Source organism: Brachybacterium sp. SYSU DS0246, assembly GCF_059391765.1.
In genome coordinates this window covers 36,258-61,649 of record NZ_JBZXYT010000019.1, presented here as the reverse complement: position 1 = coordinate 61,649, position 25,392 = coordinate 36,258, and the positions used below count along the sequence as shown (strand labels likewise).

Genomic DNA, 25,392 nt, shown 5'->3' with positions numbered 1-25,392 from the left:
GACCGAGGTGCGTCGGTGACGTCAGAGGGAGCCGATCATCACGCTTCCGGACCACAGTCGTGACTGCTGCGGGTCCACGTCGCCTCCGTCGGCCGATCCGCAGTTGGGCAGGACGACGGTCGCCGAGACGGTGCCGCCGTTGGCGCGCAGCGTCTCGCGGTCCATCGGACCGTGGACGAGCAGCCAGCCGTGCGTCTCGTCGGTGCCCCACGCCACCTCCTCCATGATCAGGATCGAGTCCTGGATTCCTTGTTCCCGCAGGCACTCGGTGGCGTCGAAGCTGGTCGGCGGCTGGATCATGCCGGCGTCGACGAGCCTCTGGACCTCGGTGCCGAGAGTTGTCTCCGTGATAACGGGGAGACCGGACGAATTCTTCCCGGCGCCCGTGGGCGCATCGACCGCGGAGGACCCGGAATGGGTGCGACTGGCGGTGGACTGCTCGAGAGCGGCCGCCAGCAGTGCTCCCAGGAGAGCGGCGATCACCATCGCGACCAGGATCAGCTGGACCGGGATGCCCAGTACCGACGTGCGGCGCGGACCGCTCCCGCCCCGGTGACGCCGCGACGAGGAACGGAACCCGAGCCGTCTCATTCGACGCGGATCTCCGCGATGCGGGCCCGGAACTTGCCGGACTCCTCGCTGTCGGGCGGCAGGTCGCTGGGCCACAGGATGACCTTGTCCGTCTCCACGGGCTCGCCCGGCTCCAGACGGACCTCACCGTCTCCGGCGAACTCGCCGCTGGCCAGGACGTCCCCCGGGGAGCCGTCGTCGTTCACGGCGCGCAGCTCCAGTGTCCCGCCGCTGTTGCGGGCGGTGGTGACGGTCACCGCCGAGAGCTTCGACTGCTCCACCAGATTCACCCGGACGCCGACGCCCTCCTTCAGGCCGCCGTAGTCGGGACTCGCGTAGTACTTGGTGGACCAGAAGGTCCCGGGGTCCCCGTCGGTGATCCGCTCCTGCTGGTCGGCGTTGTCCGGCGGCTGATCAGTGCCCTGTGCGAACAGCTCGATGCCGCCGATCTGCGCGGCGGGCAGCTCGGGTTCCTCGGTGTCCTGGGTGGGCTCGACCGGCGCCTCGTCCGTCTCGGTCTCCGTGGGTGACGCGACGGGCGAGGTGTCCAGCGGGTTGGCCATGCGTTCGCGCAGCCCGGACGTGACGGTGGTCAGCGCGAACACCAGGGCCACGATGACCACCAGCACGCCGCCGATGAGGATCCACTGCGACTGCCGGGAGCGTTCCTCGGCCTGCGTCGGGCCCAGCGCGTAGGTTTCGGGGTCGTCGGCGTCCACGGCGATGCCGACCACGTCGCGGAACAGAGTGCCGCGGCCCGACGGCACCGTGGCCTCCTCGGGCGGATCCTCCAGGGCGGAGCGATCGCGACCGCGCACCACGATGGGGCCGTCGCTGACCACCGGCGCCAGGGACTCGGTGCGTCCCGAGACCGCCATCGGTGCCGGTGACCCGGCGCTGGGGGTGTGATGGACCGGGCCGGCCGAGGTGGGAGTCGCCGCCTCGGCAGCCGCTGCGTCCTCATCCTGCTGCGGGGTCTGCGTATCGGGCACACCGCTCGCGTCGGGATGCTCGGGCGAGGTCCGACGCGGCTGCTCGGGAGGTGCCGTGCTGTGTTCCGGAGCCTGTGACGGCGAGAGCGGATCGGCGGCTTCGGCGTCGTGGACCGGAGTTAGCGGCCACTGGGTGCCTGCGGTGCGCGCGGGGATGTCCGGGTCGACCGATTGCGAGTCGGCGGCCACACCTCCGGCGGCGACGGCGCCCGCTCCCGCTGCGGCAGGGGCCGATGACTGTTCCGGGGAGCCGGACTGCGGGGCGTGGCCGGAGTGCGACGGCTCCGACGGCTGCGTGCGGTCCGACGCCGCCGGCGCCTCCTGCGGCTCGGGAGCGGCAGGGGTGGTGGGACGCGGCGGCGGCGTGATGTCGAGCTGACCGGGGAACGGACTGCTGGACCGCTTCTCGTCCAGGTGGAGATCCTCTACCAGCCCTCGGGCCTCGGCCGATGTCTGAGCGGTCTCCACGGACTCCACGGCCTCCGCAGGCTCCGCTGTGTCCACCGGCTTGGCCGTGTCCTCCGGCTCCGCAGCACCTGCAGGGCCCGGCGCGGCCCCGCGGGCCGCTGCCACCGCAGGCTCAGCTGCCGGCGCCGGCTCAGCTGCCGGCGCGGATGCTGCGGCGCTCGGGGCCTGGTCGCGCGCGGTATCCACCGGTGGCACGGGGCCGGGCGTCGAGCCGGGCGGAGTCGTCTGAGAGGTCGCCGCACCGACGGCGCCGGCCGCTGCCAGCGCTCCAGCGGTGGTGGGACCGGCAGCGGAGTGGGCCTCCGTGCCAGGGCCGGCCGGGCGGACGACCGTGTCCTCGTCCGGCTCGACCGGTTCGGACGGTTCGACCGGGTGGGACGGCTCGACCGGCTCGCCCCGCTCGTCCGTCACGGACGGTTTGTCCGGCTCGCCTCGCTCGTCCGTCCTGCCCGGCTCCCCGTGCTGCTGCAAGGGGCCGGCCGGGCGGCTCCCGCGCGGGTACGCCTCGAGCGTGACCGGGATGGACTGCCACGGCTCGAGGGCGGCGATCAGCCCGCGGGTGGTCTCGGGGATGTCGTCGGCCGTCTCGTTCAGCACCAGGTCGCACAGCAGGTCGAGATCCGCCGGGATCTCGGTGTCCACGATCGACGAGGGTCGCGGCACGGTTCCCGAGGCGTCGTGCTGCGGACTGCGGCCGGTGAGCGCGCGATACAGCAGCGCGACCAGGGCCGCGGTGTCCTGGAAGGAGGCGACCTCGCGCGAACGGTCGAGGTTGGTGTGCGCAGCCGCCTCCACGCCCACGCCGAGCACCGAGACCTCGCCCGAGGCCGTGTCGACGAACACGCGGTTGGAATCCAGGAACTGGTGGCGCACCCCGCGGCGGCGGGCGACCTCCAGGCCGGTCGCGGCCTCGCCGATGATCGAGCGGGCCGTCTCCGGGTGCAGCGGCCCCTTGCCGAGCAGGGCAGCGAGCGGCGGCGCGGGTGGCGGCGGGTACTCGACGATCGTCATCGGCCCCTCCCCGGTTCGCGACTCGCCGGTCGGCTCCTCCCCGTCGGCTCCACCGGTTCCCTCGGCGGCGCGGGCGGGGCCGGCATCGCCAGGGTTCTCGTCCGAGCCCTCGAGCACCACGATGTCGCGCACGGGAACCAGGTGCGGGTCCTCGACCAGATAGGCGCGGCGGACGGCGTCGGCGGCCTCGAGAGCGGCCGGGCCGCGCACGATGAACAGGGTGACGCTCTCACCGGTGGCCACCGATCGGGCGCGATGCCACGCGGCGCCGTCGGCGACACCGGCCAGAGGGATCGTCCCCTCCAGGGTCCACCGGGAACGCAGCGCGTCCTGTTGCTCAGTCGTGTTCACGGACCGTCCTTCTCCTCGTCCTGCGGGCGTGCGCCCGTCACGAGCGCCTTCCATGCTACGAGCTCACTCTCGGACCACGGCGGGCCAGCTTATTGGTCGCTCGCTGGGCGTAGCCCACGAGCATCCGCACCTCGGCCACGTTCATCAGCCACGCCAGGGCCACGAACACGGCCGTCATGACGGCCGCGACGATCGCGCCGAGCCCCGCTGCCAGGACCCGGTGGACCCAGAACAGGTCCCCGGCCAGGGCGACCAGTCCCGTGCCGACCGCCCAGCTGACCACGGCGGCGCCGAGCAGCTTGCCCAGCACCCTCGCGCCCACGGCGAGCTGCGGCGGCGTGGTGCCCACGGCGCGCGCGTGGCGGCGCAGCTGCCAGGCGGCCAGGATCCAGGCGATCAGGTTCCCGAAGCTCGTGAAGGCGGCGGCGGAGAATGCCGCCCACTTCGGGTCCACCGTCGTGAGGATGATCGGCACCGAGAGCAAGGAGATCACCGTGATCGGGATCTGCGTGAGGAACGGCGTGCGTGCGTCCTCGTAGGCGTAGAAGACGCGCTTGATGAGGTAGAGCGACGCGAACGGCACCAGGCCCAGGATGTAGCCGATCAGCACCGTGCCGTTGGCGCGGGCCCCGATCTCCCCGGTGCCGCCGCCGATCACCCACATGATCGGCCCTGACAGGGCGATGAACACGGCCGTGCACAGCACCATCGGCACCGCCAGCAGCCGGTTGGTCTCGGCATAGCGGTCCAGCGCCCCGGCGTGCTCGCCCTCGGCCGCGTGCCGTGAGAGCGACGGAAACGTGGCCGTGACCAGGGTGACGGCGATGATGCCCTGCGGCAGCATGAACGCGAGGTAGGCCCACTCCATGGTCAGCAGCGCCGGGTACCGGGCCGCGAGGTCCGGCTGGTCCGCCAGCTGCTCCGTCATCCGCACCGCGTCGCCGGTGGCCCAGCGCGAGGACCAGATGCCCAGCTGACCCAGACCCAGCATGGCCAGGGTCCACAGCCCGATCCGGCTCAGCTTGCCCAGCCCCAGCCCGCGGAAGCCCCAGCGCGGGCGTAGCCGCAGGTCGAGCTTCTTGACGTACCAGAACAGGAACAGCACCTGCGCCGCGGATCCGCCGACGTTGATCGCGGCCATCGCGATGACCATCGGCATGGTCCATTCGTCCGGGGAGCCGACCTTCCCCCACACGCCCAGGAACATCGCGGCGCCGAGGATGGCGACGAGGTTGTTGAGCACGGGTGCCCACTGGTACGGACCGAAGGAGTCGTGCGCATTCAGCAGCTGGCCGCACATGACGTACAGCGCCGAGAAGAAGATCTGCGGCATCATCCAGTAGCCCAGCTGCACCGCGAGCGCGAACGTCGCCGGGGGCAGCACGCCGCTGGTGACGGTCAGCAGCAGCGGCACCAGCAGGGTGCAGATGGCCGTGATCCCCAGGGCGACGGCGGCCACCAGCGTCATCAGCCGGGAGATGTAGTCGCTGCCGCGATCGGGACGCTTGACGGCGCGCACGATCGCCGGCACCAGGATCGCGTTCAGGGTGCCGCCGCCGACGAGCAGCCAGATGGTGTTGGGCAGGACGTTCGCGGCGCTGAAGGCGTTGGCGACGGCAGACATGGAGCCGGTGAAGATGGTGCCGAACAGGAAGTTCCGCACGAAGCCGAGCATGCGCGAGACCACCGAGCCGGAGGCCATCAGCACACTGGCCTGCAGCAGCTTCGTGCTGCTGGAGGGGACGGCCCCGACTCGGCGGTGGCGCGGGACATGCTGGACGCGGAGGGACGTGCTCATCAGGTCTCCTCCTCTCCGTGGTGGTGCTCGTGGTCGTTCATGGGACGGCGATGGGTGGCGGGCCCGCTCCGGCGCCCCCGGCGGGACTCGCCGGCGGCGCCCGGGGGGCCGGAGTCCCCGGGCGGGTCCCGCTCCTCGTCCTCGCTGTGCTGCTCGGCCTCGTCGTCCTCGGCAACCACCGCCTCGGTCGCCGTCGTGTCGAGCATGGAGCGGCCGGTGCGGGAGAGCTCGACGGGATCCTCGGGGCCGTGCACGGCGGGAGCCCGGGTGGCGGAGCCGGTGCGCCGGGCCCGGGCCACGCCGACGACCATCAGCACCCCCATGGCGATCACCAGCAGCAACGTGGTCCAGTTCTCCCACGCCGGGTTCACCGTCAGCGGGACATCGACCGGTTCGGTCAACCGCTGGCCGTCCTCGGCGGTCAGCACGGTGGTCAGGGTGACGGTGCCGTTGGCGATCGCCTCGACGGGGACGGTGGCGTCGACCTGTCCCTGGGCGGGGACCTCCACGACGGGCGCCTCACCGATGCGCACCAGCGGACGGTCCGAGGAGACGGCCGTGCGGACCCTGATGGGGGTGTCGAGCTGATTGGTGATGGTGATGGGCACACCGACGGAATCGGAGATCAGGTTGTACCCCGAGGCGGGAACCACCTGGATCTTCTCCTGCAGCTCATCGGAGACTGCGGCGGCGTCCTGGGCGCGCTCGGCAGGCACCTCGGGTGAGCCGCGCCATCGCACCGACGTGCCCGCCAGTACCTCGAGTCGGGGCGCCTCCAGCGGGGTGTCGTCCTCCATGGCGGCACCGAGGGCATCCAGCCGATTCCAGGTGCCCTCCAGGTCCGCCAGCGCGTCGGGGTCCAGGAGCTGGGGGGACTCGGCCTCGTCCAGGTGGCCCCAGCGGCCGTTCTGCCCGGGGCCCGAGGGCCGGACGTCGCGCATGCTGAGCCGGCCCAGGGCCAGCAGCTCCCCCGATTCGCTCTGGGGGTCGGTCGTCCAGGAGCGATGGTCGGCAGCATCGAGTAGGTCGCCGGTGCGTCCGGGCTCCACCCAGGGCGCCGCGGCCAGCGCGTCCAGGGCGCTTTCGGCGGCCGCGGCATCCAGCGATGCCTCGGGATCCGGAGCGATCAGGAGGTGGCGAGGGGCGTCGGTGTACTCGGAGGCGATGGTGGCCGTCTCGGCGAGCAGGCGCTGGCGCGTCTGCTCCGTATCGGAGTCGCCGGTGAGCTGGGAGAATTCGGAGGACAGCACGGGATCCGGAGCGAGCACGGGCAGCTCCGATCCGGAACCGGCGCCCCCTTCGGCGGTGGATTCGACGACGCCGACGGAGCTTGGTGTCACGCTCGAGCCGGCATCCGCGCGCAGCGAGGTCGACGGCATGATCGCGGTGGTGGCGCCCGCGTCGGCCAGGCGCTGCAGGCCGGCGGCGTCGGTGTTCGGCCCCTCCAGGCGCATCGCCGAGGCGCGGGGCGCGATGTCCGCCTCCTCCCACGTGCTGCGGGCGCTCTCCTCGGCGGCACTGCGCACGCCGTCGGCTCCCGCCTCGCGCAGGCTGACCAGGTCGGCGCGCGCGTAGGGCATGCCCAGCACGGTGCGGTCGCCCACGCCCTGGCCCAGCGCGTCGGCCATCTCGGAAGCGGGCGCCGGGGCCTCGTACTCCCGTGGCGACTGCGGGGCCTCCTCCTCGTCCTCTGCGTCGTCGGGGGCGGGTGTGCCCTCCTCGGACTCGACGGGCAGCTGCGGCGGATCCAGCAGTGCCGGGTCCAGCCACCAGTCGACGTCCTCGCGCAGCGCGAGCTGCTCCAGCGAGGCCAGGCGGCCGGACTCCGCCGACTGCGCATGCGCCTCAGGAGCGGTGACCGGGGCGGAGGCGTCGAGGGCGGCCACCGGCAGCAGCACGGACTGGGTGATGGAGTCCTCGGTGCCGGCGGGCCGCCACACGACGAAGGAGCGGATCGCCGCCAGCGGCTCCTCGTCGGCGACGACGGTCAGCGAGATGCGGCGCGTGCCCCAGAAGTAGGGCTCCTCGGAGTAGGCGAGCTCCTCGGCGGTGGCCTCGATGGACAGGGTCGCGGACTCGCCCGGGTCCAGCTGGGGCACCTCCGGCGAGGTCGTCAGCGCGGGGCCGGTGGTATCCGGTGAGGAGTCGGCCTGCCAGTCGGCCACCATCGCGCGGTCGGTGACCCGGGAGGTGCGGGTGCGCAGCTCGAGCTCGACGTCGCTCAGCGGCTGCGACGAGGTGTTCGTCACCTCGACCTCCGCCTGGACCATCCCGCCCGGAGCGAGCGACGTGGGATCCAGGGAGACGAGATCCATGCTCACCGGCGAGTCCCCGGGAGGGTCCGGTGGCGCCTCGGGAGAGGGACCGGTACCCGCGGGACCAGCGGCATCGGCCGCCGGAAGCAGCGTCGCCGGTCCGCTCACCAGCGCTGATGACGTGAGCAGCAGGACCGCCAGCAGCGCCGCGAGAATCGGGCGCACGAGTGGCGGGGACGACGGCATGGTGACACTGTAAGCGGCCGCTACCGTAGAGGGGCTGCGGGTGCACGAGACCTCTACATCGCGTCGACCCGCTTCCCGACCCCATGACAGGACGAGCAGTGACCAACCCCGTCGACCCCGTCGAGCCGACCGACCCCGCCGATGGCGATGCCGCTGAGACCGCTGAGCGGCTCGACATCGCGCGCACCCGGTCCGCGTCGATGTTCCGGGCGCTGCCCGAGGAGATCCACGACCTCGGCCGCCGGTTCGAGGCGGCCGGCTTCGAGCTCGCCCTGGTCGGCGGGCCGGTGCGGGACGCGGTGCTGGGTCGCTCCAGTGCCGATCTGGACTTCACGACCTCCGCGCGGCCCGAGGAGACCGAGGCGATCCTGCGCGGCTGGACCCATGACGGTGCGGTGTGGGACATGGGCCGGGAGTTCGGCACCCTGGGCGGTGCCCGCGGGGGCGTGAAGGTGGAGATCACCACCTACCGCACCGAGTCCTACGACCCGGCCAGCCGCAAGCCGCAGGTCGCCTTCGGGGACACCCTGGCCGGGGACCTCTCCCGCCGCGACTTCACGGTCAACGCGATGGCGGTGCGCATCCCCTCGCTGGAGCTGGTCGATCCCTTCGACGGGCTCGGCGACCTCGCCCGCACGGTGCTGCGCACCCCCGTCGGCCCCGAGCAGTCCTTCACCGACGACCCGCTGCGCATGCTGCGCGCGGTCCGCTTCGTCTCCCAGCTCGGATTCCGCATCGAGGACTCCACGGCCGACGCGATCGAGGCGCTCGCGGAGCGTCTGTCCATCGTCTCGGCCGAACGCGTGCGCGAGGAGCTGGTCAAGCTGATGCTCGGTGCGCATCCCCGCGGTGGCCTCGAGCTGATGGTGGAGCTGGGTCTGGCCGACCATGTCCTCCCCGAGCTGCCCGGGCTGCGGCTGGAGATCGATGAGCACCACCATCACAAGGACGTCTACGAGCACTCGCTGACGGTGCTGGACCAGGCGATCGATCTCGAGAGCCCCCGAGGCTCCGGCGGGCCCTGCGAGGCACCCGACCTGGTGTTGCGCATGGCCGCGCTGATGCACGACGTGGGCAAGCCCGCCACCCGCCGGTTCGAACCTGGCGGTGCGGTCACCTTCCGGTTCCACGAGACGGTGGGCGCGAAGATGACCGCGAAGCGGATGCGCGCGCTGACGTTCGACAAGGACACCACCAAGAAGGTGGCCCGGCTGGTGGAGCTGCACCTGCGCTTCCACGGGTACGCCGACGCGCCCTGGACCGACTCGGCGGTGCGGCGCTACGTCACCGACGCCGGTGATCTCCTTCAGCACCTCCACCGCCTCACCCGGGCCGATGTCACCACCCGCAACCGGCGCAAGGCGCGCCAGCTGGCGCTGGCCTACGACGAGCTCGAGGCGAGGATCGATCACCTCGCCGAGCAGGAGGAGATCGGGAGGATCCGGCCCGACCTGGACGGCAACCGGATCATGGAGATCCTCGGGATGAGCCCCGGCCCGGCGGTCGGCGAGGCCTACAAGCATCTGCTGGATCTGCGCATGGAGCACGGCCCCCTCGGCGAGGAGCGTGCCATCGAGGAGCTGAAGGCATGGTGGGCCGCCCGCGGCGAGGAGTGACGCCCTCGGGACCGGCGTCCCGGGCGGCCTCCTCGTGAGGGACGTGTGCAGGCGCGCAGGCTGGGTGTGAGCGGCGCCGCACGAGACGTGGATAGTCTGTGTGCTTCGACGCCGGGCCGTTCCGTCGGACGCAGCGGCGTGCGCATACTGGGGAGCTGCGTGCCCCGGTGGCACGTGCACGCGTCCGTGCCCCCGAAGGACGTGTCCCCGAAGGACCAGGAGCAGCCATGAGCGAATCCCGACGCTCGTCCCGTGGCTCGTCGGACCGATCGAACCGATCGAAGAAGCCGACGAGCGGTGGTGCCCGTCGTGCCGCTGGAGTCCGTCGCGCGACCCCGGCGAAGCCGGCGCCGAAGACTCCCGCGCCCAAGGGCACCAGCCGCACCGGCCGCAGCTCGTCCGCCACGGGTGGCCGCGCCGCCGGGACAGGGGCCGTAGCGGCCGGCGCGAGCGCCGGCGCCGCAGGCGGCAGCCCCAGGGGCGCAGGCAGCGGCTCCCGGGCCGGCGGTGCCTCGGGTGCCGGCGAGGGCGGTCGCACCTCGGTCGCCGCCCGGCACGCCCGTCCGTCCAAGAGCGCGGGCACCGCACCCCGGACCGCTCGTCGCGGCGCGGCCACGAGTGCCGCCGCGGCCGGAGCTGGAGCCGGAGCGCGCGGTACGGGCGGTGGCGGCCGGGGCGGAAGAGGCCCCCGCAAGCCGGTCCCGGCCAACTTCCTGAACTACCCGCGGGCCGGTGCGCGGAACCCGTGGCGCTGGATCCCCTCGCTGCGCATGATCGTGGGCGCGATGGCGCTGATGGTGCTCGCAGGCCTCGGCTTCGCCGTGTGGCTGTACAACGACACCGAGGTGCCGGAGCCCTCCGACTTCGCGCTGTCCCAGACCACCCGCGTCTACTTCGCCGACGGCGAGACCGAGATGGGCGAGTTCAGCGAGGTCAACCGCACCGAGCTCGATGCCGAGGAGATCCCGCAGAACGTCAAGGACGCCGTCGTGGCCAGCGAGGACTCCAGCTTCTACGAGAACCGCGGCGTCTCCCCGCGCGGCATCGTGCGCGCCATGGTCAACAATCTCTCCGGCGGCGCCCGGCAGGGCGGTTCGACCATCACCCAGCAGTACGTGGAGCGGTACTACACCGGCACCACCACCTCCTACGCCGGCAAGGTGAAGGAGATGGTGATGGCGCTGAAGATCGACCAGGAGCTGAGCAAGGACGAGATCCTCTCCAGATACCTCAACACGATCTACTTCGGGCGAGGCGCCTACGGCATCCAGGAGGCCTCGCAGGCGTACTACGGCAAGGACGCCTCGGAGCTCACCGAGGAGGAGGCCGCACTGCTGGTCGCGGTGATCCCGGGCCCCTCCACCTACGATCCCGCCAAGAATCCCGAGGACGCCCAGAGGCTGTGGAACCGGGTCATCTCCCGGCAGGTCAACACCGGCCAGATGACGGCCTCCGAGGCCGACGCGATGCAGTTCCCCGAGACCATCGAGCCCAAGAGCGAGAACACCCTGGGCGGCACCAACGGGTATCTGCTGGCCCAGGTCCGCAACGAGCTGATCGAGCAGGGCTTCACCGAGGAGGAGATCAACACCGGCGGGTACAAGATCGTCTCCACCATCGATCCCTCGATCCAGAACAACACCGTCCAGGCGATCGAGAACCTGCCGGAGGACCGCCCCGAGCAGAACCGCGTCGGCACGGTGACGATGGATCCCTCCTCGGGAGCGATCCGCGGCATGTACGGGGGGCCGGACTTCGTCTCCCAGTCCGTCAACGACGCCACCCAGTCCCGCATGCAGGCCGGATCGATCTTCAAGACCTTCACCCTGATCTCGGCGCTCGAGGACGGCTACCCGCTGGACTCCCGCTGGGACGGCAACTCCCCGAAGGAGTTCCCCGGCTGGACGGTCAAGAACTTCGGCGACAACTCCTACGGGCGGGTCTCGCTGGCCGAGGCCACGACGCACTCGATCAACACCGCCTACGCGGAGGCGAACATCGAGGTGGGTCCCGAGCGCACCCGGGACACCGCGGTCGCCCTCGGGCTGCCGGAGGAGACGCCGGGCCTGGGTGCCGAGGCCTCCAACGTGCTCGGCTCGGCGTCGCCGACGGTCACGGAGATGGCCGAGGTCTACGGGACGATCGCCTCCGGCGGCGTCCTCCGGGAGTCCTACATCGTCCAGTCCGTCACCCGGCCCGACGGGTCCTCGCGCTATGAGCATCAGAGCGAGGAGAAGCGGGTGATCGACGAGGAGGTCGCCACGAACGCGACCGTCGCCCTGCAGGGCCCGCCGACGGAAGGCTCCGCCCGTGACCTGCAAGGGATCATGGATGGTCGCCCTGTGGCCGGGAAGACGGGCACCTCGGAGAGCTTCCGCTCGGCGTGGTTCGTCGGCTTCACCCCGCAGCTGGTCACCTCGGTGGGCATGTTCCAGCCGTCCGAGGACGGGACCTCCGAGGAGCAGCTGACGGCGTTCGGCGGCGAGCGGAACATCACCGGCGGCACGTTCCCCACCGCGATCTGGGGCGACATCATGTCGAGCTCGCTGGAGGGGCAGGAGAAGCTCGACTTCCCCGAGGAGGTCCAGCTGGACAACGAGGAGCGCTCCCGCAGCACGCCGGAGCCGCAGCCGAGTGAGCAGCCGCCGGCGGAGCCCGAGGAGCCCGCCGACGAGCCGTCGGAGGAACCCTCCGAGGAGCCGTCGGAGGAGCCCGCCGAGCCGAGTGAGGAGCCGTCCGAGGAACCGACCCCGGAGCAGGGCGAGGACCCGGCCGGTGAGGGCGACCAGGCTGATCAGGGCCAGGGGAACGACGCCGGCCGCAATGAGCAGAACGAGCAGGAGCAGCAGCAGGGCGCCGGCCCCAGCGACGGCGGCGGGGGCTGAGCGGGCCGACACGTCCGGTGGCCGACGGTCGCCGCCGGATCCCACGGGCGCCGTGGCACCGGCTCTCCCTACCACTCGGCCCGTGACCTCCGCGCCGAGCCGCTCGTACACTCGGCAACGCTCACCCGGTCCCCTCGGCAAGGGAGTCGTGATGTTTGTTCCTGATGTGGCGACCGGCGTCCACCTGATTCGTCGCGCTCACGTCAACTGCTATCTCATCGAGGGCGGGAACGGCCTGACCCTCGTCGACGCCGGGCTCCCCGGTGTCTGGCGCGAGCTGGGATCCGCTATCCGCACCCTCGGGCACCGTCCCGAGGATCTCCGGGCGCTGGTCCTCACCCACGCTCACTTCGACCACGTCGGCACCGCTCGCCGGCTCGTGCAGCGCCTCGGCCTGCCGATCTACGCCCACGCCCGGGATGCGGAGCTGGCCGCGCATCCCTACCGCTACGCGCACGAGAACCCCAGCGCCGTGTACCCGCTCCGACACCCCCGCGCCGTGCCCATGCTGGTCTCGATGATGCTGGCGGGTGCCGCCCTGGTGCGCGGGGTCAGCGACACCCTGCCCCTGGCTCCGGACACCACCCTCCACGCGCCGGGTCGCCCTCGAGTGATCGCGACCCCGGGGCACACGGACGGGCACGTCGCCCTCCACCTTCCCGACCGCGACGTGGTCCTCACCGGCGATGCGCTGGTCACGCTGGACCCGTACACCGCAAGCACGGGCCCGCGCATCGTCGCCGGGGCCGCTACGGCCGACAGCGCCCAGGCACTCGAGTCGCTGGCCGCCCTGGAGGCCACGGGCGCGCGCACGGTCCTGCCCGGCCACGGGGACGTCTGGGACCGCGGGGTCCGCTCCGCCGTCGAGCACGCCCGGCGGGTCGGGCCCGCGTAACGGGAGGACGGGACCGGTCCGACACGGGGCCGACGCGGCGATGCGACCGGCCGGCCCGAGCAGGCCGGTGGGCCCCTCCGGACCGTTCGGACGGGTTCATTGCCGCTGGATGAGCGCGGCTCTATTCTCCGACCAGGGGCGATGCCCCGTCGTCGCGAGAGGCGCGCACCGCGCGCCCGGGAGGAGAGCACCATGCTGACCAGACGAGGAGTACTCCAGGCGGGCGCGGCCACCGGCGTTCTCGGGCTCGCCGCGTGCAGCGGCGGCGGCGAGACGTCCGGCGGGGGCGGCGGCGAGCAGGACCACGAGTTCTCGACCGAGGCGACCGGTGCCCTGTCCACGATGGGCTTCAACCCCTCGGACGAGGTCGGCCAGTCCCGCGCCGACTACGCGGCCGAGCAGCTCCCCGATCTCCAGATCGACATGGACACCACGAACTTCGACCCCCAGAAGTTCACCGCGCAGGCAGCATCCGGGCAGGTGCCCGACCTCATCCAGCTCGACCGGGCGGTGGTGGCGACCTTCGCCGCCCAGGGACTCATCCTGCCTCTCGACCAGGGCTTCGAGGCGCACAGCGTGGATCCCGTGCAGCAGTACTACGAGCCCGCCGTCCACGACGTCACCTACCAGGACGCCAGGTACGCGATCCCGCAGTTCTTCCAGCCCAGCGCGATCCTGGTCAACGCGCGCGCGGCCGAGGCCGCCGGCGTCTCTCCCGAGGACTTCGACACCTCGGACCCCGACGCGTTCCTCAAGACCGTGGAGAAGGCCACCGCCCTCGAGGGCTCTGCCCCTGTGACCCTCGGGTTCGACGGCGACATCCCCGGCTCCACCGAGATGTGGCTGCAGGTGTTCGGCGGCGGCAGCATCGGCGAGGACGGCGCCCCCACCCTCGACAGCGCCGAGAACATCGAGGCCCTCACCTGGATCAAGGAGATCCTCGACCTCCAGGGAGGATACGAGGAGGTCACCTCGCTGAAGAACTCCATGGACGTGTTCGGCGAGCAGAACCAGTACGTGAGCGACCAGGTGGTCTCCCAGTCCTGGGCCCAGTGGTACCTCAACGTCCTCACCGATTTCGCCGACGCGGTCGAGCTGCACGCCGTGCCGATCCTGGGCACCGACGGCACCACCATCGCCTTCGCCGGAGGTTCCGCCTTCGCGGTGCCCACCGGCGCCGCCAACCCGGATGCGGCCCTGGCCTGGGCCCTCGCGGTCACCTCGACGGACGCCTGGCTCAAGGCCGGTGAGGCCCGTGAGGCCGCGGTCGAGGAGGCCGGCGGCATCAACACCGGTGTGTTCACGGGGTCTCCGGAGGCCGATCAGCAGATCCGCGAGCAGTTCGTGGCCGAGTCCGGTGATGCCGACTTCGACCAGGCCATCGGCGTCTACTACGACGTGCTCGCCGAGCCCCGCTCGACCGGTCCGTCCCCGGCGGGCCAGCAGATCCAGCAGGCCCTGAACGACGCCGTCTCCGCCGCGATGACCGGGGAGAAGGACGTCGAGCAGGCGCTCGCCGACGCCCAGTCGACCGCCCAGCAGGAGTACGAGAACAACTCCTGAGCCGGTGAGCGGCCGCCGTTCGCGGCACCGCTCGGCGGCGCCGCTCGGCGGTGTCGTTCGAGGCCGGGCCCGCCCAGGCCGGGCGGGGCCGCCGCCGCTCAGCCCTGGGTCAGCCCTTGACGCCGACCCCGGCCAGGCCGCCCACGAAGTACCGCTGGCCGACGGCGAACAGGATCAGCATCGGCAGGGTCACCACCACGGAGGCGACCATGACGTACTGGTAGTCGCCGTGGCCCCCGGCGGTGGGCGAGAAGAGGGTCATGGCGTAGTTGATGCCCAGCGGGACGGTGTAGTCCTCCGGGGAGCCGAAGTTGAGATAGATCAGCGCCCCCTGGAAGTTGTTCCACGAGGCCTGGAACTCGAACAGCCACACGATCACCGCCGAGGGCAGGGCGAGCGGGAAGGCGATGCGCCGGAAGAGCCCGAAGAAGGTGCAGCCATCGACCCTGGCCGCCTCGAACAGCTCGCGGGAGATCCCTCGGTAGAACTGGCGCATCAGGAAGATGTAGAACGCCGATCCGAACAGCGCGCCGCCCCACAGCGGTACCGAGGTGCCCAGGAACCCGAGGTGCTTCCAGATCAGATAGTTGGGCACCAGGGTTACGGCACCGGGAAGCATCATCGTTGCCAGGACCAGGCCGAACAGCACGTTGCGACCGGGGAACCGGAAGTAGGCGAAGCCGAAGGCGACCATCGAGCTGGAGACCGTCATCAGCGTCGCCCCGGCCACGGCGATGAACACGGAGTTCATGAACCAGCTGGCCAGAGGCAGCTGCGACCACACCTCGGTGTAGTTCTCCGGGGACCAGGTGTGGGGGATCAGCCGGTTGTCGAAGACCTCCCCGCGAGGCTTCAGGCTGGCCGAGAGCAGCCACAGCAGCGGGTAGAGGAACAGGGCCCCGATGGCGAGGGTCAGCACCCAGCGCAGGAAGACGACCACGCGGCGCAGCACACGGCGCGGACCGTCGGCATGACCGGTGACGGCCCCCTCCAGTGCGACCTCGGGACGGGGCGCGCGGGGACGTGCGCGGCCCCGAACGGGCGCCGGCGCCGCGTCGGTCCCGGGGATCGGAGCGGCGGTGACGGACTTCGCGGTGGTCATCGGTTACTCCCCCTGGTAGTGGACGAGGCGCTTGGAGACCCGGATCTGGATCAGGGTGATGATCATGATGATCACGAACAGCACCCAGGCCATGGCGGCGGCGAGCCCGAAGTTGAACTGCTGGAACGCCTGCTGATAGAGGTGGATGCCGTAGAAGAGGGAGGCCGACGGCGCCGAGCTGCTGGTGTCGCGATAGAACAGCAGATACGCCTGGTCGAACACCTGCAGCGAGGTGATGGTGTTCGTGACGACGAGGAAGAACGTGGTCGGTGAGATCAGCGGGATCGTGATCTTCCAGAACCGGCGGACAGGCCCTGCGCCATCCAGCGCCGCCGCCTCGTAGAGATCCGTCGGGACCCCCTGCAGCGCCGCCATGTAGATGATCATCGACCCGGCCACCGCCCAGGCGGACATCAGCACGATCGAGGGGATGATCCAGTCGGGATCGATCAGCCACTGAGGCCCGGGGATGTTGAAGATCGCCAGGAACTGGTTGACGGCTCCGCGGTTGCCGTTCAGCAGCAGCAGGAACACCGCCGCCGTCGCGACGGCAGGAGTCATCTTCGGCAGGTAGTACAGGACCCGGAAGAAGCCCTGCCCGCGAGGGATCGACATCAGCAGCAGCGCCAGCATGAGCGCGAACGCCGTCTCCAGCGGCACCGACATCAGCGCGAAGGTTAAGGTGTTGCCCAGTGACTGCAGCACCTTGGGGTCGTCGATGAGCTGGGCGTAGTTGGCGCCTCCCACCCACGGAGCCTCGTTGGTGGCCAGGTCGTAGTCGGTCATCGAGAGGAACGCGCTGTAGCTCATCGAGATCACGGTGAAGATGAGGAACCCGATGATCCACGGGGAGATGAACGCGTAGCCGGCCAGGGCCTCCCGGGTGAAGCGGCGGCGTCTGCGTCGCGGCGGGCCGGAGGCGGCAGGAGCCGGGACCGGCACTGCGGTGCGGTCGGCTGTCGTCATGTCACGTCCTCTCGAAGAAGTCGTTCCCACGGACCCGGCGGCGGCGCCGGCGAGATGATCTCCGGCAGCGCTGTGACCTCCCGCTTCGCCCGCGCCGAGGCACTGAGGTCGAGGCACGGAGTCGGAGAGGCTCGGCCCGGCAGCGCTTCTCGGCTGACAGTAGAAGTGCTTCTGCAGTGCGACAAGTCGGCGAACGGCCCGCCGCCCCGGAGAGACGGCTCGCGCAGGCCCGGTATCCGCGGTGGTAGGGGGCCTGCGATGACCGACGAGACGTCGGGATCCGCCGGTCGCTGCCCGACGCCCACTCCGGCCGGTCCGTCCGAGAAGAGCACCGTTCTCCCTGATCAGCCGACGACTTCTCCGTACTCTCCGGGCGCCCGGGAGCGACGAACCGCGCGGGCCGGCCGCCTCGTGGGCTGCCCCTGCGGGGGCGCCGTACGGGGCAGGACAGTGATGCCCGCGGCGGGGCGCGACCAGTCGGTCCATCCCCGCTGTGTCGGGCCGCGCCACGCACTCACTCCCTACAGTGGGCCCAGCGGGTCGGTTCCGCCGTCGGGCGCTCCGATCAGCCTCCTATCCGCCCCGATCAGCCCGGACCCGCCCCGATCCCGACCCATCAGCGACCGATGGAGAGCAGACGCCATGACCTCACTCTGGCTGGACACCCACGACCCCTCGCGCGTCCCCGTCTCGGCCATGCCGGCCGGGATCTCGTACGACGTGGCCGTCGCGGGCGCTGGGCTGACCGGGCTCGCCACGGCGGTGGCCCTCGCCCGCACCGGGCGGCGGGTGATCGTGCTGGAGGCCCGCACGGTCGGGGCGGTCGCCACCGGCAACACCACCGGAAAGGTCTCCCTGCTGCAGAGCACCCGACTGTCCCGGATCCGCCGACGGACCTCGCTGGAGGCCGCCGCGGCGTACCTGGCAGCGAATCGGGACGGGCAGAACTGGCTCCTGGAGCTGTGCGCGCAGCACGACGTGCCCCTCCAGCGCCGCACCGCCTACAGCTACGCGAGCACCGATGCCGGCACGGCGCAGCTGCGCGAGGAGCTGGAGACCGCGCAGGAGCTCGGCCTGGATCTGCAATGGCAGGAGACCAGCGAGCTGGCGCTGCCGATGGCCGGCGCGGTCGCCCTCGCGGACCAGGCGCAGTTCGACGCGATGGATGTGCTCACCGCTCTCGCGCGGGAGCTGCGCGGGCTCGGCGGGGTCATCGTCGAGGGGGTACGGCTGACCGGCGCCTCCCGCCGGGGACCGCTGAGGCTGAGCACCACCGGCGGGGAGCTCCGCGCCGACCGTCTCGTGCTGGCCACCGGCAGTCCGGTCCTGGACCGCGGCGGCCACTCGCTGCGGATGGTCCCCCAGCGCTCGTACGCCCTGGCCTACCGGGTCCCCGAGCACAGGCAGGTGCCGTCGGGCATGTACATCTCCGTGGACGGCCCCACCCGCAGCATCCGGTCGGCGCCCCACGGCGGCGAGGAACTGCTGCTGGTGGGCGGCAACGGGCACGTCACCGGCCGCACCGACTCCCACGCGGCCCGGATCGCCGAGCTGGACGAGTGGGCGCTCCGCCTGGTCCCCGGGGCGCAGCGCACCCACACCTGGGCGGCGCAGGACTACGAATCCGCGAGCGGTCTGCCGCTGATCGGTGCCCTGCCCGGCAGCGACGGCACCATCCTGGCCGCCACCGGGTACGCCAAGTGGGGAATGACCAATGCCGCCGCGGCGGCTCTGGCCATGACCGGGGCCATCGAGGGGCGCACCCCCGTGTGGTTCGAGGTCCTGCGGTCCGCGGGCGGCGGGCTCGGCGCCCTGGCCGCCGAGGCCTCGATGGGCGCGCAGGTGGGCAAGGAGCTCGTGCAGGGCTGGGTCGGCGCGGAGCTGACTCAGCTCCCGACGGGCCCGTCGGGCCCGTTGCAGCCGGCAGCACCGGCCCGAGCCGTCGAGCCCACGGACGTGCCTGGGGCGGACGACCCCGGGGCCGACGTGACCGAGGCCGACGTGCACGGGGCGGACGCGACCGAGGCGGACGTCACCGGGGCGGCCGCGACGCCGCCCGAGGGGCGGGGTGTCGTCGGCCGGTGGCGCGGCAGGCCGGTGGGGGTCTCCACCGTGGAGGGACGGACCTGCGCAGTCTCCGGCGTCTGCACCCATATGGGCGGCGTGCTGCGCTGGAACGACGCGGAGCAGACCTGGGACTGCCCCCTGCACGGCTCGCGTTTCGCCCCCGACGGCGGGCTGCTGGAAGGGCCGGCGGTGAAGGATCTGGAACGGGTTCCGGACTCCGACACCTGAATCCCGGGCTCCGACACGTGAATCCCGGGCTCCGACACCTGAGCTGTCGGCAGTCCTCGGTCTCGTCCCGGACCACGAATCCTGAGCAGTTCCGTCGGGACCGGTCAGTGCTCCTCGTCCTCGCGGGAGAGGCGACGCAGCTGCTCGCGGCGACTGTGCGTGAGCTGCTCCAGATCGGTCTCGTCGTCGAAGCCGGAGCCCAGGCCGCCGGCGACGACGCCCATCGCGGCGCTGAGCCAGGCGATGTCGACGTAGCGGGCGAACTTCGCCGGTTCCTGGAGGATCGTCGCCATGAAGTCCGGGCTGATGATCACCAGGCCCGCGCACAGGATCAGCACGACCAGCGACAGGTACAGGCCGAGCACGCAGAGGAAGATCGTCAGCACAGTGGAGAGGTTGTAGTAGAGCAGGACCATGGTGCGGTCCTTGGTCGAGGGCCGCTCCCACAGGCTGTTGCGGAAGATCAGCCATCCCGTCATCAGGATGATCGCGAGCAGACCGATCAGGAGCAGTCGCACGGGCGACAGGGCCGCGGACATCGTCCAGATGGAGTTGTAGAAGATGCCGAAGGCGCCGGCTGCCGAGGCGGCGGCCAGCGCGCTGGAGAGCTTCGGGAAGGCGCGCCAGGGCGCGTTCGTGGCCACCATGCCCGTGACCGTGCGGACGGCTCCGGTGACAGCTCGCGAGCGCAGCCGAGGAGGACCTTCCGAGGGCTCGGACCACTGGTTCCAACTCGCTGCGACGCGGTCCCGGTCCTCCTCGGTGCCGCCGGCCGTCAGGCGCAGCACGCAGGCCATGAAGGCGTTGACCAGGCGCTGGCGAGGGGCGAACAGCCCGATCGTGGGGTAGGACAGCGTGGCCGCGGACTTCTCCGGATGAAGCTCGGCGATCAGCGGGCGGCCCTCCGAGCGGCGCGGCATCTCGGTGAGCATCAGGGCCACGTCGATCGGTTCGAAGTCCTCGCGCACGGCATCGACGGAGCCCATATCGATCGTGTTGTGGTCGCTGATGCCCAGGAACTGGGTCTGCACCGTCACCGTCGCGTTCCCGTAGACCTGGGTCAGCTCCTCCTCGAACAGCTCGCGGGCGGCCTCCGCCCGGCGGGCGCACAGGCCGGGGTCGGCAAGGATCAGGACGTTGATCCCCTCGTCCTGTCCATCCCGTGGGTCGTTCATGCGGCCCTCCCTGGTCGCTGGGGTGGTGGGGTCCCGGCAGGCACGCCCCAGGTTAAGGCTCCACGGTACGGGAGGCCCTGCGCGGCATCACCGGACGAACCGGTCGGTCCATTCGCGGGGCGGGTGGTCACGGGAGCCCCGGGTTCCCGGCCGCCGGTCCCGGCCGTACTGTGAGCGGCGTCACCACGTCCCGGTCCGTCGTGCGGAAATCCGCCGTGTGGAAGGAGCATGTCATGGCACCCACGAAGAACAGCCCGACCCCGCCGCCCGGCCGCCCCAGGAGCCGCCCGCCGTCGTTCGAGGAGCCCACGGAACCGGTCGAGCCGCTTCCCCCGAAGCCTGACCAGCGCGGCGTCGAGCCCCGCACCGCCACCGGGGCCGAGCCGGGCCCGGACCCCGCCACGAGGGCGCAGCAGGGCGAGTTCCTGACCACGTCGCAGGGCGCGAGGCTGCGGGACACCGACCACTCGCTCAAGGCGGGCCGGCGCGGACCCGTGCTGCTGCAGGACCATCATCTGCGCGAGAAGATCACCCACTTCGACCACGAGCGCATCCCCGAGCGCGTGGTCCACGCCCGAGGCGCGGCCGCCCACGGCGTGTTCGAGGGCTATGGCACCGCCGAGTCCGTCACCCGTGCCGGATTCCTCGCCAAGGGGAAGGTCACGGAGGTGTTCACGCGCTTCTCGACCGTGGTCGGCTCTCGCGGTTCGATGGACACCGCGCGCGACACCCGCGGCTTCGCCACCAAGTTCTACACCGACGAGGGCACGTTCGACCTGGTGGCCAACAACATCCCGGTGTTCTTCATCCAGGACGGCATCAAGTTCCCCGACGTCGTCCACGCGGTCAAACCGCACCCGGACCGGGAGATCCCGCAGGCCCAGAGCGCTCACGACACCTTCTGGGACTTCGTCTCCCTGCACACCGAGGCGCAGCACCACACGATCTGGTTCATGGGTGACCGCGGCATCCCGCGCTCGTACCGGATGATGGAGGGGTTCGGCATCCACACCTTCCGCCTCACCAACGCCGAAGGCGCGACGTCGCTGGTGAAGTTCCACTGGAAGCCGAAGCTGGGGGTGCATTCGCTGACCTGGGAGGAGGCCCAGCTGCTCGGCGGCGCCGATCCGGACTTCCACCGTCGGGACCTGGCCGACGCCATCGAATCCGGAGCGCACCCGCAGTGGGAGCTGGGCATACAGGTGTTCCCGGACACCGAGGAGCAGACCTTCGAGGGCATCGACCTGCTCGATCCGACGAAGATCGTGCCCGAGGAGCTCGCCCCCGTCCAGCCCATCGGACGCCTCACCCTGAACCGCAACCCCAGCAACTACTTCGCCGAGACCGAGCAGGTCGCCTTCCATCCCGGCCACCTGGTGCCCGGCATCGACGTCACCGACGATCCGCTGCTGCAGGTGCGCCTGTTCTCGTACGTCGACACGCAGCTGACGCGCCTGGGCGGGCCGAACTTCACGCAGCTCCCGATCAACCGCGCCCACGCCCCGGTCAACGACATGCTGCGGGACGGCTACGGGCAGCAGGGCGATCACGCCGGAGTGGCCCCGTACCAGCCGAACTCCCTGGACGGCGGCTGTCCGTTCATGGCCGGTCACGCCGAGGGGGCGCTGGACGACGCGCCCGTGCGGATCCCGGAAGGGGTCAAGGAGCGCGAGCTGTCGGCATCCTTCGAGGACCACTTCAGCCAGGCCCGCCTGTTCTGGCGCAGCATGAGCCCCGTCGAGCAGGACCACATCGTCGACGCCTACTCCTTCGAGCTCGGCAAGTGCTACGAACCGACGATCCGCGAGCGGCAGCTGCAGTGCCTGGCGAACATCGACAGCGAACTGTGCGCACGGGTCGCGGCGGCGCTCGGCCTGCCGGCCCCGGAGCCGACCGAGCCCGCTCCCGCCTCCCCGGCCGACGGCGAGGTCACCGCCAGCTCAGCGCTGTCGCAGCTGGGCGGGCAGTGGCCCACCGAGGGCCGCATGATCGGCATCGTCGTGGACCCCGCCGACGCCGACGACAGCTTGCTCGACCTGCACGAGACGATCGTCGGTGCCTCCATGACGCCCGTGGTGATCGCGCCGCGCGGCGGCGAGGTCGCCGGCGTGCCCGTCGGCAGGACCTTCGCCACCGCGCGCTCGGTGGAGTTCGACGCCCTGCTGCTGGCCGGCAATCCGCTCAGCGCCCCGGATTCGCAGCCGTCGGTGGACCCGAAGGCCGGGGCGCCGGCGACCGAGGTGGAGCCTCGCGTGGGCCTGCTGATCGACGAGTGCTGGCGGCACGCCAAGGCCATCGGCGCCTGGGGCCGCGGCCGTGAGGCGCTCGAGGCCCGCTGCACGCCGGGCGCGCCGGGTCTGGTCACCGGTGAGGACGCCACCACCGTGTTCGGCGAGGTCCAGCGGCTGCTGGAGAACCACCGCGTGTGGGAGCGGTTCCCCGCCGGCGTCTGAGTCCCGATCACCAGGGCGGGCCCTCTCTGCCAGGGCTCTGACCAGAGACGGGACGTCATTCGAGGGTGGCCCGTCACATGCAGGCCACCCTCGAACGACCGCCCACCGGTGGTCAGCTCACGAGCGCCGGTGGTGATCAGTTGACTCCCGGGTCGTGCCGCTCAGGCCGTGGTCGTGCGGCGGCGCCGCCAGGCCGCGAACAGTGCGAGCAGCGCCCCGACCGCCAGGATCGGCAGCCCGAGCTTCCACACGGCGGCCTCGACCTGCGTCATCAGCAGCACGCACGAGAGCAGGCCGGCGATGGGCAGCACCGCCGGCACGCGGAAATGGCGCTGGTCGACCCGGTCACGGCGCAGCACCAGCACCGCGGCGTTCACGGCGACGAACACCACCAGGAGCAGCAGCACCATGGTGCTGGCGAGCACGTCGATGGTGCCGGTCAGCGCCAGGAGCAGCGAGAGTGCGGTGGTGGCGATGATCGCGACCCAGGGAGTCCGCCGGCGGGGCAGGACGCGGGTCAGGGGCCGCGGCAGCAGTCCGTCCCGCGCCATCCCGTAGGCCAGGCGGGAGGACATGATCCCGGTCAGCAGCGCGCCGTTGGCGACGGCGACCAGGGCGACCACGCTGAACACGACGGGCGGGATGATGCCGGCGGCGGAGACCACCTGCAGCAGCGGAGCGCTGGAGTCGGCGAGCTCGGCGGTGGGGACCACGGCCGCGGCCGCGGCGCCCACCAGGGCGTAAATGAGGCCGGCGACGATCAGCGCGCCGAACAGTGCGCGCGGGTAGGAGCGGGCGGGGTCCTTGGTCTCCTCGGCGATGTTCACGCTGGTCTCGAAGCCGACGTAGGAGTAGAAGGCGAGGATGCTGCCGGCCAGCACCGCGGCGACCGGCCCGTTCTCCGGGGTGCCCAGCTCGGTGAGCCGCCCCAGGTCGCCGTCCCCGCGGCCCACGACGATCGCGCCCAGCACGATCACTGCCAGCAGCCCACTGACCTCGATGATCGTCGCCACCCGGTTCGCGCCGAGCGACTCGGAGATGCCGCGGGCGTTCAGCAGCGCGAGCAGGGCCAGGAACACGATCACCACGAGGAAGGTCGGCAGGGAGACGAACTCCGCGAGATAGTCCCCGGCGAAGCCCAGGGAGAGGGCCCCGACGGAGACGACGCCGGCGGCCAGCATGCAGAAGCCCACCAGGAAGCCGGCGAACGGACCGAACGCCCGGGTCGCGTAGTGGGAGGAACCGCCGGCCTGCGGATACTTCGTGGCCAGCTCCGCATACGAGCCGGCGGTCAGCAGAGCCATCAGGAGTGCGACGACCAGCGGGACCCAGACCGCTCCGCCGGCCAGGGCGGCCACCTCTCCGGCCAGCACGTAGACACCGGCGCCGAGCACGTCTCCGAGGATGAACAGGAACAGCCCCGTGGTGGTCACCGCGCGACGCAGGCTGGTGCGGTCGGCGGCTGTGGTGCTGGAGCTGCTCTCGGTGCTGGTCATCCCGCAAAGATAGCTATGACCGGCGCAGATGCCCGGACCGCTCGGTCGTGCACGGTGCCGGGGCGCCGGGGATCGCTGTTGTCCAGATCACTGAATCGCTCGTGGACGCCTGTTTCCCCGTCAATTACGTGAGGCTAGGCTTGCCTAAGTCGCTGGGAGGTCCCCGGTGGCCCGTCCCGTCCTCGTACGCAGGAGAGCCATGAGCCCCGTCCCCGCCCGCCCGACCCGTCGTTCGTGGATCGCCGGAGCGCTCGCCGCGCCCCTGGCCCTGGCCGCATGCAGCGGCGGCGGGCAGGAATCCGGCTCGAACGGCTCCGACGGCGGCGGCGCCGGCGACTTCAGCCCCGTCACGATCGAGCACGCCCTGGGAACCGCGGAGATCACCGCCAAGCCCGAGCGCATCGTGACGCTCGGCCAGGGCTCCGCCGAGACCGCGATCGCCCTGGGCATCATCCCCGTCGGCGTCGAGGAGTACCCGTGGGGAGCGGACGAGACCGGATACCTGCCGTGGATCCACGAAGCCGTCACCGACGCCGGCGGCGAGCTGCCGACCCAGTTCACCGGCGCCACCGAGCTCGACGTCGAGGCGATCCTCGAGCTCAGCCCCGACGTGATCCTGGCGCCGTGGTCCGGGCTCACCCAGGAGCAGTTCGACGTGCTCACCGACATCGCCCCCACCGTCGCCTACGCGGAGCAGCCCTGGGTGATCACCTGGGAGGAGCAGATCACCACCATCGGCAAGGCCCTCGGTGAGGACGAGGCCGCCGCGGGCCTGATCGACGAGATCACGGCGACCTTCGAGGAGTCCGCCCAGCCCGGCTACGCGGACTACACCTTCTCCTTCATCTACAACGACGGTCCCGGCACCCTCGGGGTGTTCTACGAGAACGAGCAGCGTGTCGCCATGGTCCGCGGTCTCGGCCTCACCGTCGACCCGGTCAACCAGGAGCTCGACGAATGGGATGTGCCCGGCACGGACTCCGCCATGATCGGGCTCGAGAACGCGGACAAGCTCGCCGGGTCCGACCTCATCTTCACCTTCTACTCCGACGAGGCCAACCGCAAGGAGACGGAGGCGCAGGAGCTCTACGCCTCAATCCCCGCGGTCGCCAGCGGCGCGATCGTGGCCCCCACCGACCAGTCCTTCGTCACCGGCTCCTCGATCATCACGCCGCTGACGGTGCCCTGGGCGCTCGAGCGGTACATCCCGATGATCGACGAGGCGATCGCCAAGGTCGCCTCGGCCTGAGCCGGG

General features: G+C 71.4%; 15 protein-coding genes. 7 read left to right on the top strand and 8 right to left on the bottom strand.

Features of this window, described 5'->3' with window-relative positions:
* Window positions 1-21: 21 nt before the first annotated feature.
* Genes AC5020_RS11040 through AC5020_RS11025 form a run of 4 tightly spaced genes read right to left on the bottom strand, consistent with a single transcriptional unit; the run spans window position 22 to window position 7,691 of the window.
* Window positions 22-591 (bottom strand): hypothetical protein, encoded by a 570-nt coding sequence (locus AC5020_RS11040; RefSeq protein WP_377792383.1) that lies wholly within the window; start codon window positions 589-591, stop codon window positions 22-24.
* On the bottom strand, window positions 588-3,392 hold the full coding sequence (locus AC5020_RS11035) for a protein kinase family protein (protein ID WP_464988315.1): 2,805 nt from the start codon (window positions 3,390-3,392) through the stop codon (window positions 588-590). Before AC5020_RS11035 ends, AC5020_RS11040 begins: the two co-directional genes overlap by 4 nt.
* Before the next feature lie 55 nt (window positions 3,393-3,447).
* Entirely contained in the window at window positions 3,448-5,190 is a 1,743-nt protein-coding gene (murJ, locus tag AC5020_RS11030; protein WP_464988314.1) for a murein biosynthesis integral membrane protein MurJ, read from the bottom strand.
* Window positions 5,190-7,691 (bottom strand): DUF6049 family protein, encoded by a 2,502-nt coding sequence (locus AC5020_RS11025; RefSeq protein ID WP_464988313.1) that lies wholly within the window; start codon window positions 7,689-7,691, stop codon window positions 5,190-5,192. The genes murJ and AC5020_RS11025 overlap by 1 nt, the downstream gene beginning before the upstream one ends.
* Before the next feature lie 83 nt (window positions 7,692-7,774).
* On the opposite strand from AC5020_RS11025, the gene AC5020_RS11020 reads away from it, so the two are divergent.
* The 4 genes from AC5020_RS11020 to AC5020_RS11005 all read left to right on the top strand — a co-directional run bounded on the left by AC5020_RS11020 (window position 7,775) and on the right by AC5020_RS11005 (window position 14,650).
* Window positions 7,775-9,307 (top strand): CCA tRNA nucleotidyltransferase, encoded by a 1,533-nt coding sequence (locus AC5020_RS11020; protein WP_494564429.1) that lies wholly within the window; start codon window positions 7,775-7,777, stop codon window positions 9,305-9,307.
* Between the two features lie 227 nt (window positions 9,308-9,534).
* A complete protein-coding gene (locus tag AC5020_RS11015; RefSeq protein WP_464988312.1) occupies window positions 9,535-12,192 on the top strand; it encodes a transglycosylase domain-containing protein in 2,658 nt (885 codons plus the stop codon).
* A 151-nt stretch (window positions 12,193-12,343) separates the two neighbouring features.
* Window positions 12,344-13,087, top strand: coding sequence for an MBL fold metallo-hydrolase (locus AC5020_RS11010; protein WP_377792378.1), 744 nt, complete (start codon window positions 12,344-12,346; stop codon window positions 13,085-13,087).
* Between the two features lie 192 nt (window positions 13,088-13,279).
* On the top strand, window positions 13,280-14,650 hold the full coding sequence (locus AC5020_RS11005) for an ABC transporter substrate-binding protein (protein ID WP_377017901.1): 1,371 nt from the start codon (window positions 13,280-13,282) through the stop codon (window positions 14,648-14,650).
* Between the two features lie 109 nt (window positions 14,651-14,759).
* Here the strand turns inward: AC5020_RS11005 and AC5020_RS11000 are convergent, their stop codons facing one another.
* Both AC5020_RS11000 and AC5020_RS10995 read right to left on the bottom strand, forming a co-directional pair.
* The gene (locus tag AC5020_RS11000; protein WP_464988311.1) at window positions 14,760-15,752 is read right to left on the bottom strand and encodes a carbohydrate ABC transporter permease; all 993 of its coding nucleotides are present in this window, start codon (window positions 15,750-15,752) and stop codon (window positions 14,760-14,762) included.
* A gap of 3 nt (window positions 15,753-15,755) precedes the next feature.
* Complete coding sequence (locus tag AC5020_RS10995; RefSeq protein WP_464988310.1) at window positions 15,756-16,718, bottom strand: carbohydrate ABC transporter permease; 963 nt, start codon at window positions 16,716-16,718, stop codon at window positions 15,756-15,758.
* A gap of 642 nt (window positions 16,719-17,360) precedes the next feature.
* Here AC5020_RS10995 and AC5020_RS10990 point away from each other — a divergent pair.
* On the top strand, window positions 17,361-19,013 hold the full coding sequence (locus AC5020_RS10990; protein WP_464988309.1) for an FAD-dependent oxidoreductase: 1,653 nt from the start codon (window positions 17,361-17,363) through the stop codon (window positions 19,011-19,013).
* A 104-nt stretch (window positions 19,014-19,117) separates the two neighbouring features.
* Here the strand turns inward: AC5020_RS10990 and AC5020_RS10985 are convergent, their stop codons facing one another.
* A complete protein-coding gene (locus AC5020_RS10985) occupies window positions 19,118-20,188 on the bottom strand; it encodes a hypothetical protein (protein ID WP_464988308.1) in 1,071 nt (356 codons plus the stop codon).
* A 233-nt stretch (window positions 20,189-20,421) separates the two neighbouring features.
* Between AC5020_RS10985 and AC5020_RS10980 the strand changes: the two genes are divergently transcribed.
* The gene (locus AC5020_RS10980; protein WP_464988307.1) at window positions 20,422-22,641 is read left to right on the top strand and encodes a catalase; all 2,220 of its coding nucleotides are present in this window, start codon (window positions 20,422-20,424) and stop codon (window positions 22,639-22,641) included.
* A gap of 161 nt (window positions 22,642-22,802) precedes the next feature.
* Here AC5020_RS10980 and AC5020_RS10975 read toward each other — a convergent pair whose 3' ends face one another.
* Window positions 22,803-24,137, bottom strand: a complete 1,335-nt coding sequence (locus tag AC5020_RS10975) for an APC family permease (RefSeq protein WP_377792372.1) — start codon at window positions 24,135-24,137, stop codon at window positions 22,803-22,805.
* Between the two features lie 199 nt (window positions 24,138-24,336).
* Here AC5020_RS10975 and AC5020_RS10970 point away from each other — a divergent pair, with 199 nt between their 5' ends.
* Window positions 24,337-25,386: an iron-siderophore ABC transporter substrate-binding protein gene (locus AC5020_RS10970; protein WP_464988306.1), complete on the top strand. Its 1,050-nt coding sequence runs from the start codon at window positions 24,337-24,339 to the stop codon at window positions 25,384-25,386.
* Window positions 25,387-25,392: the final 6 nt, after the last annotated feature.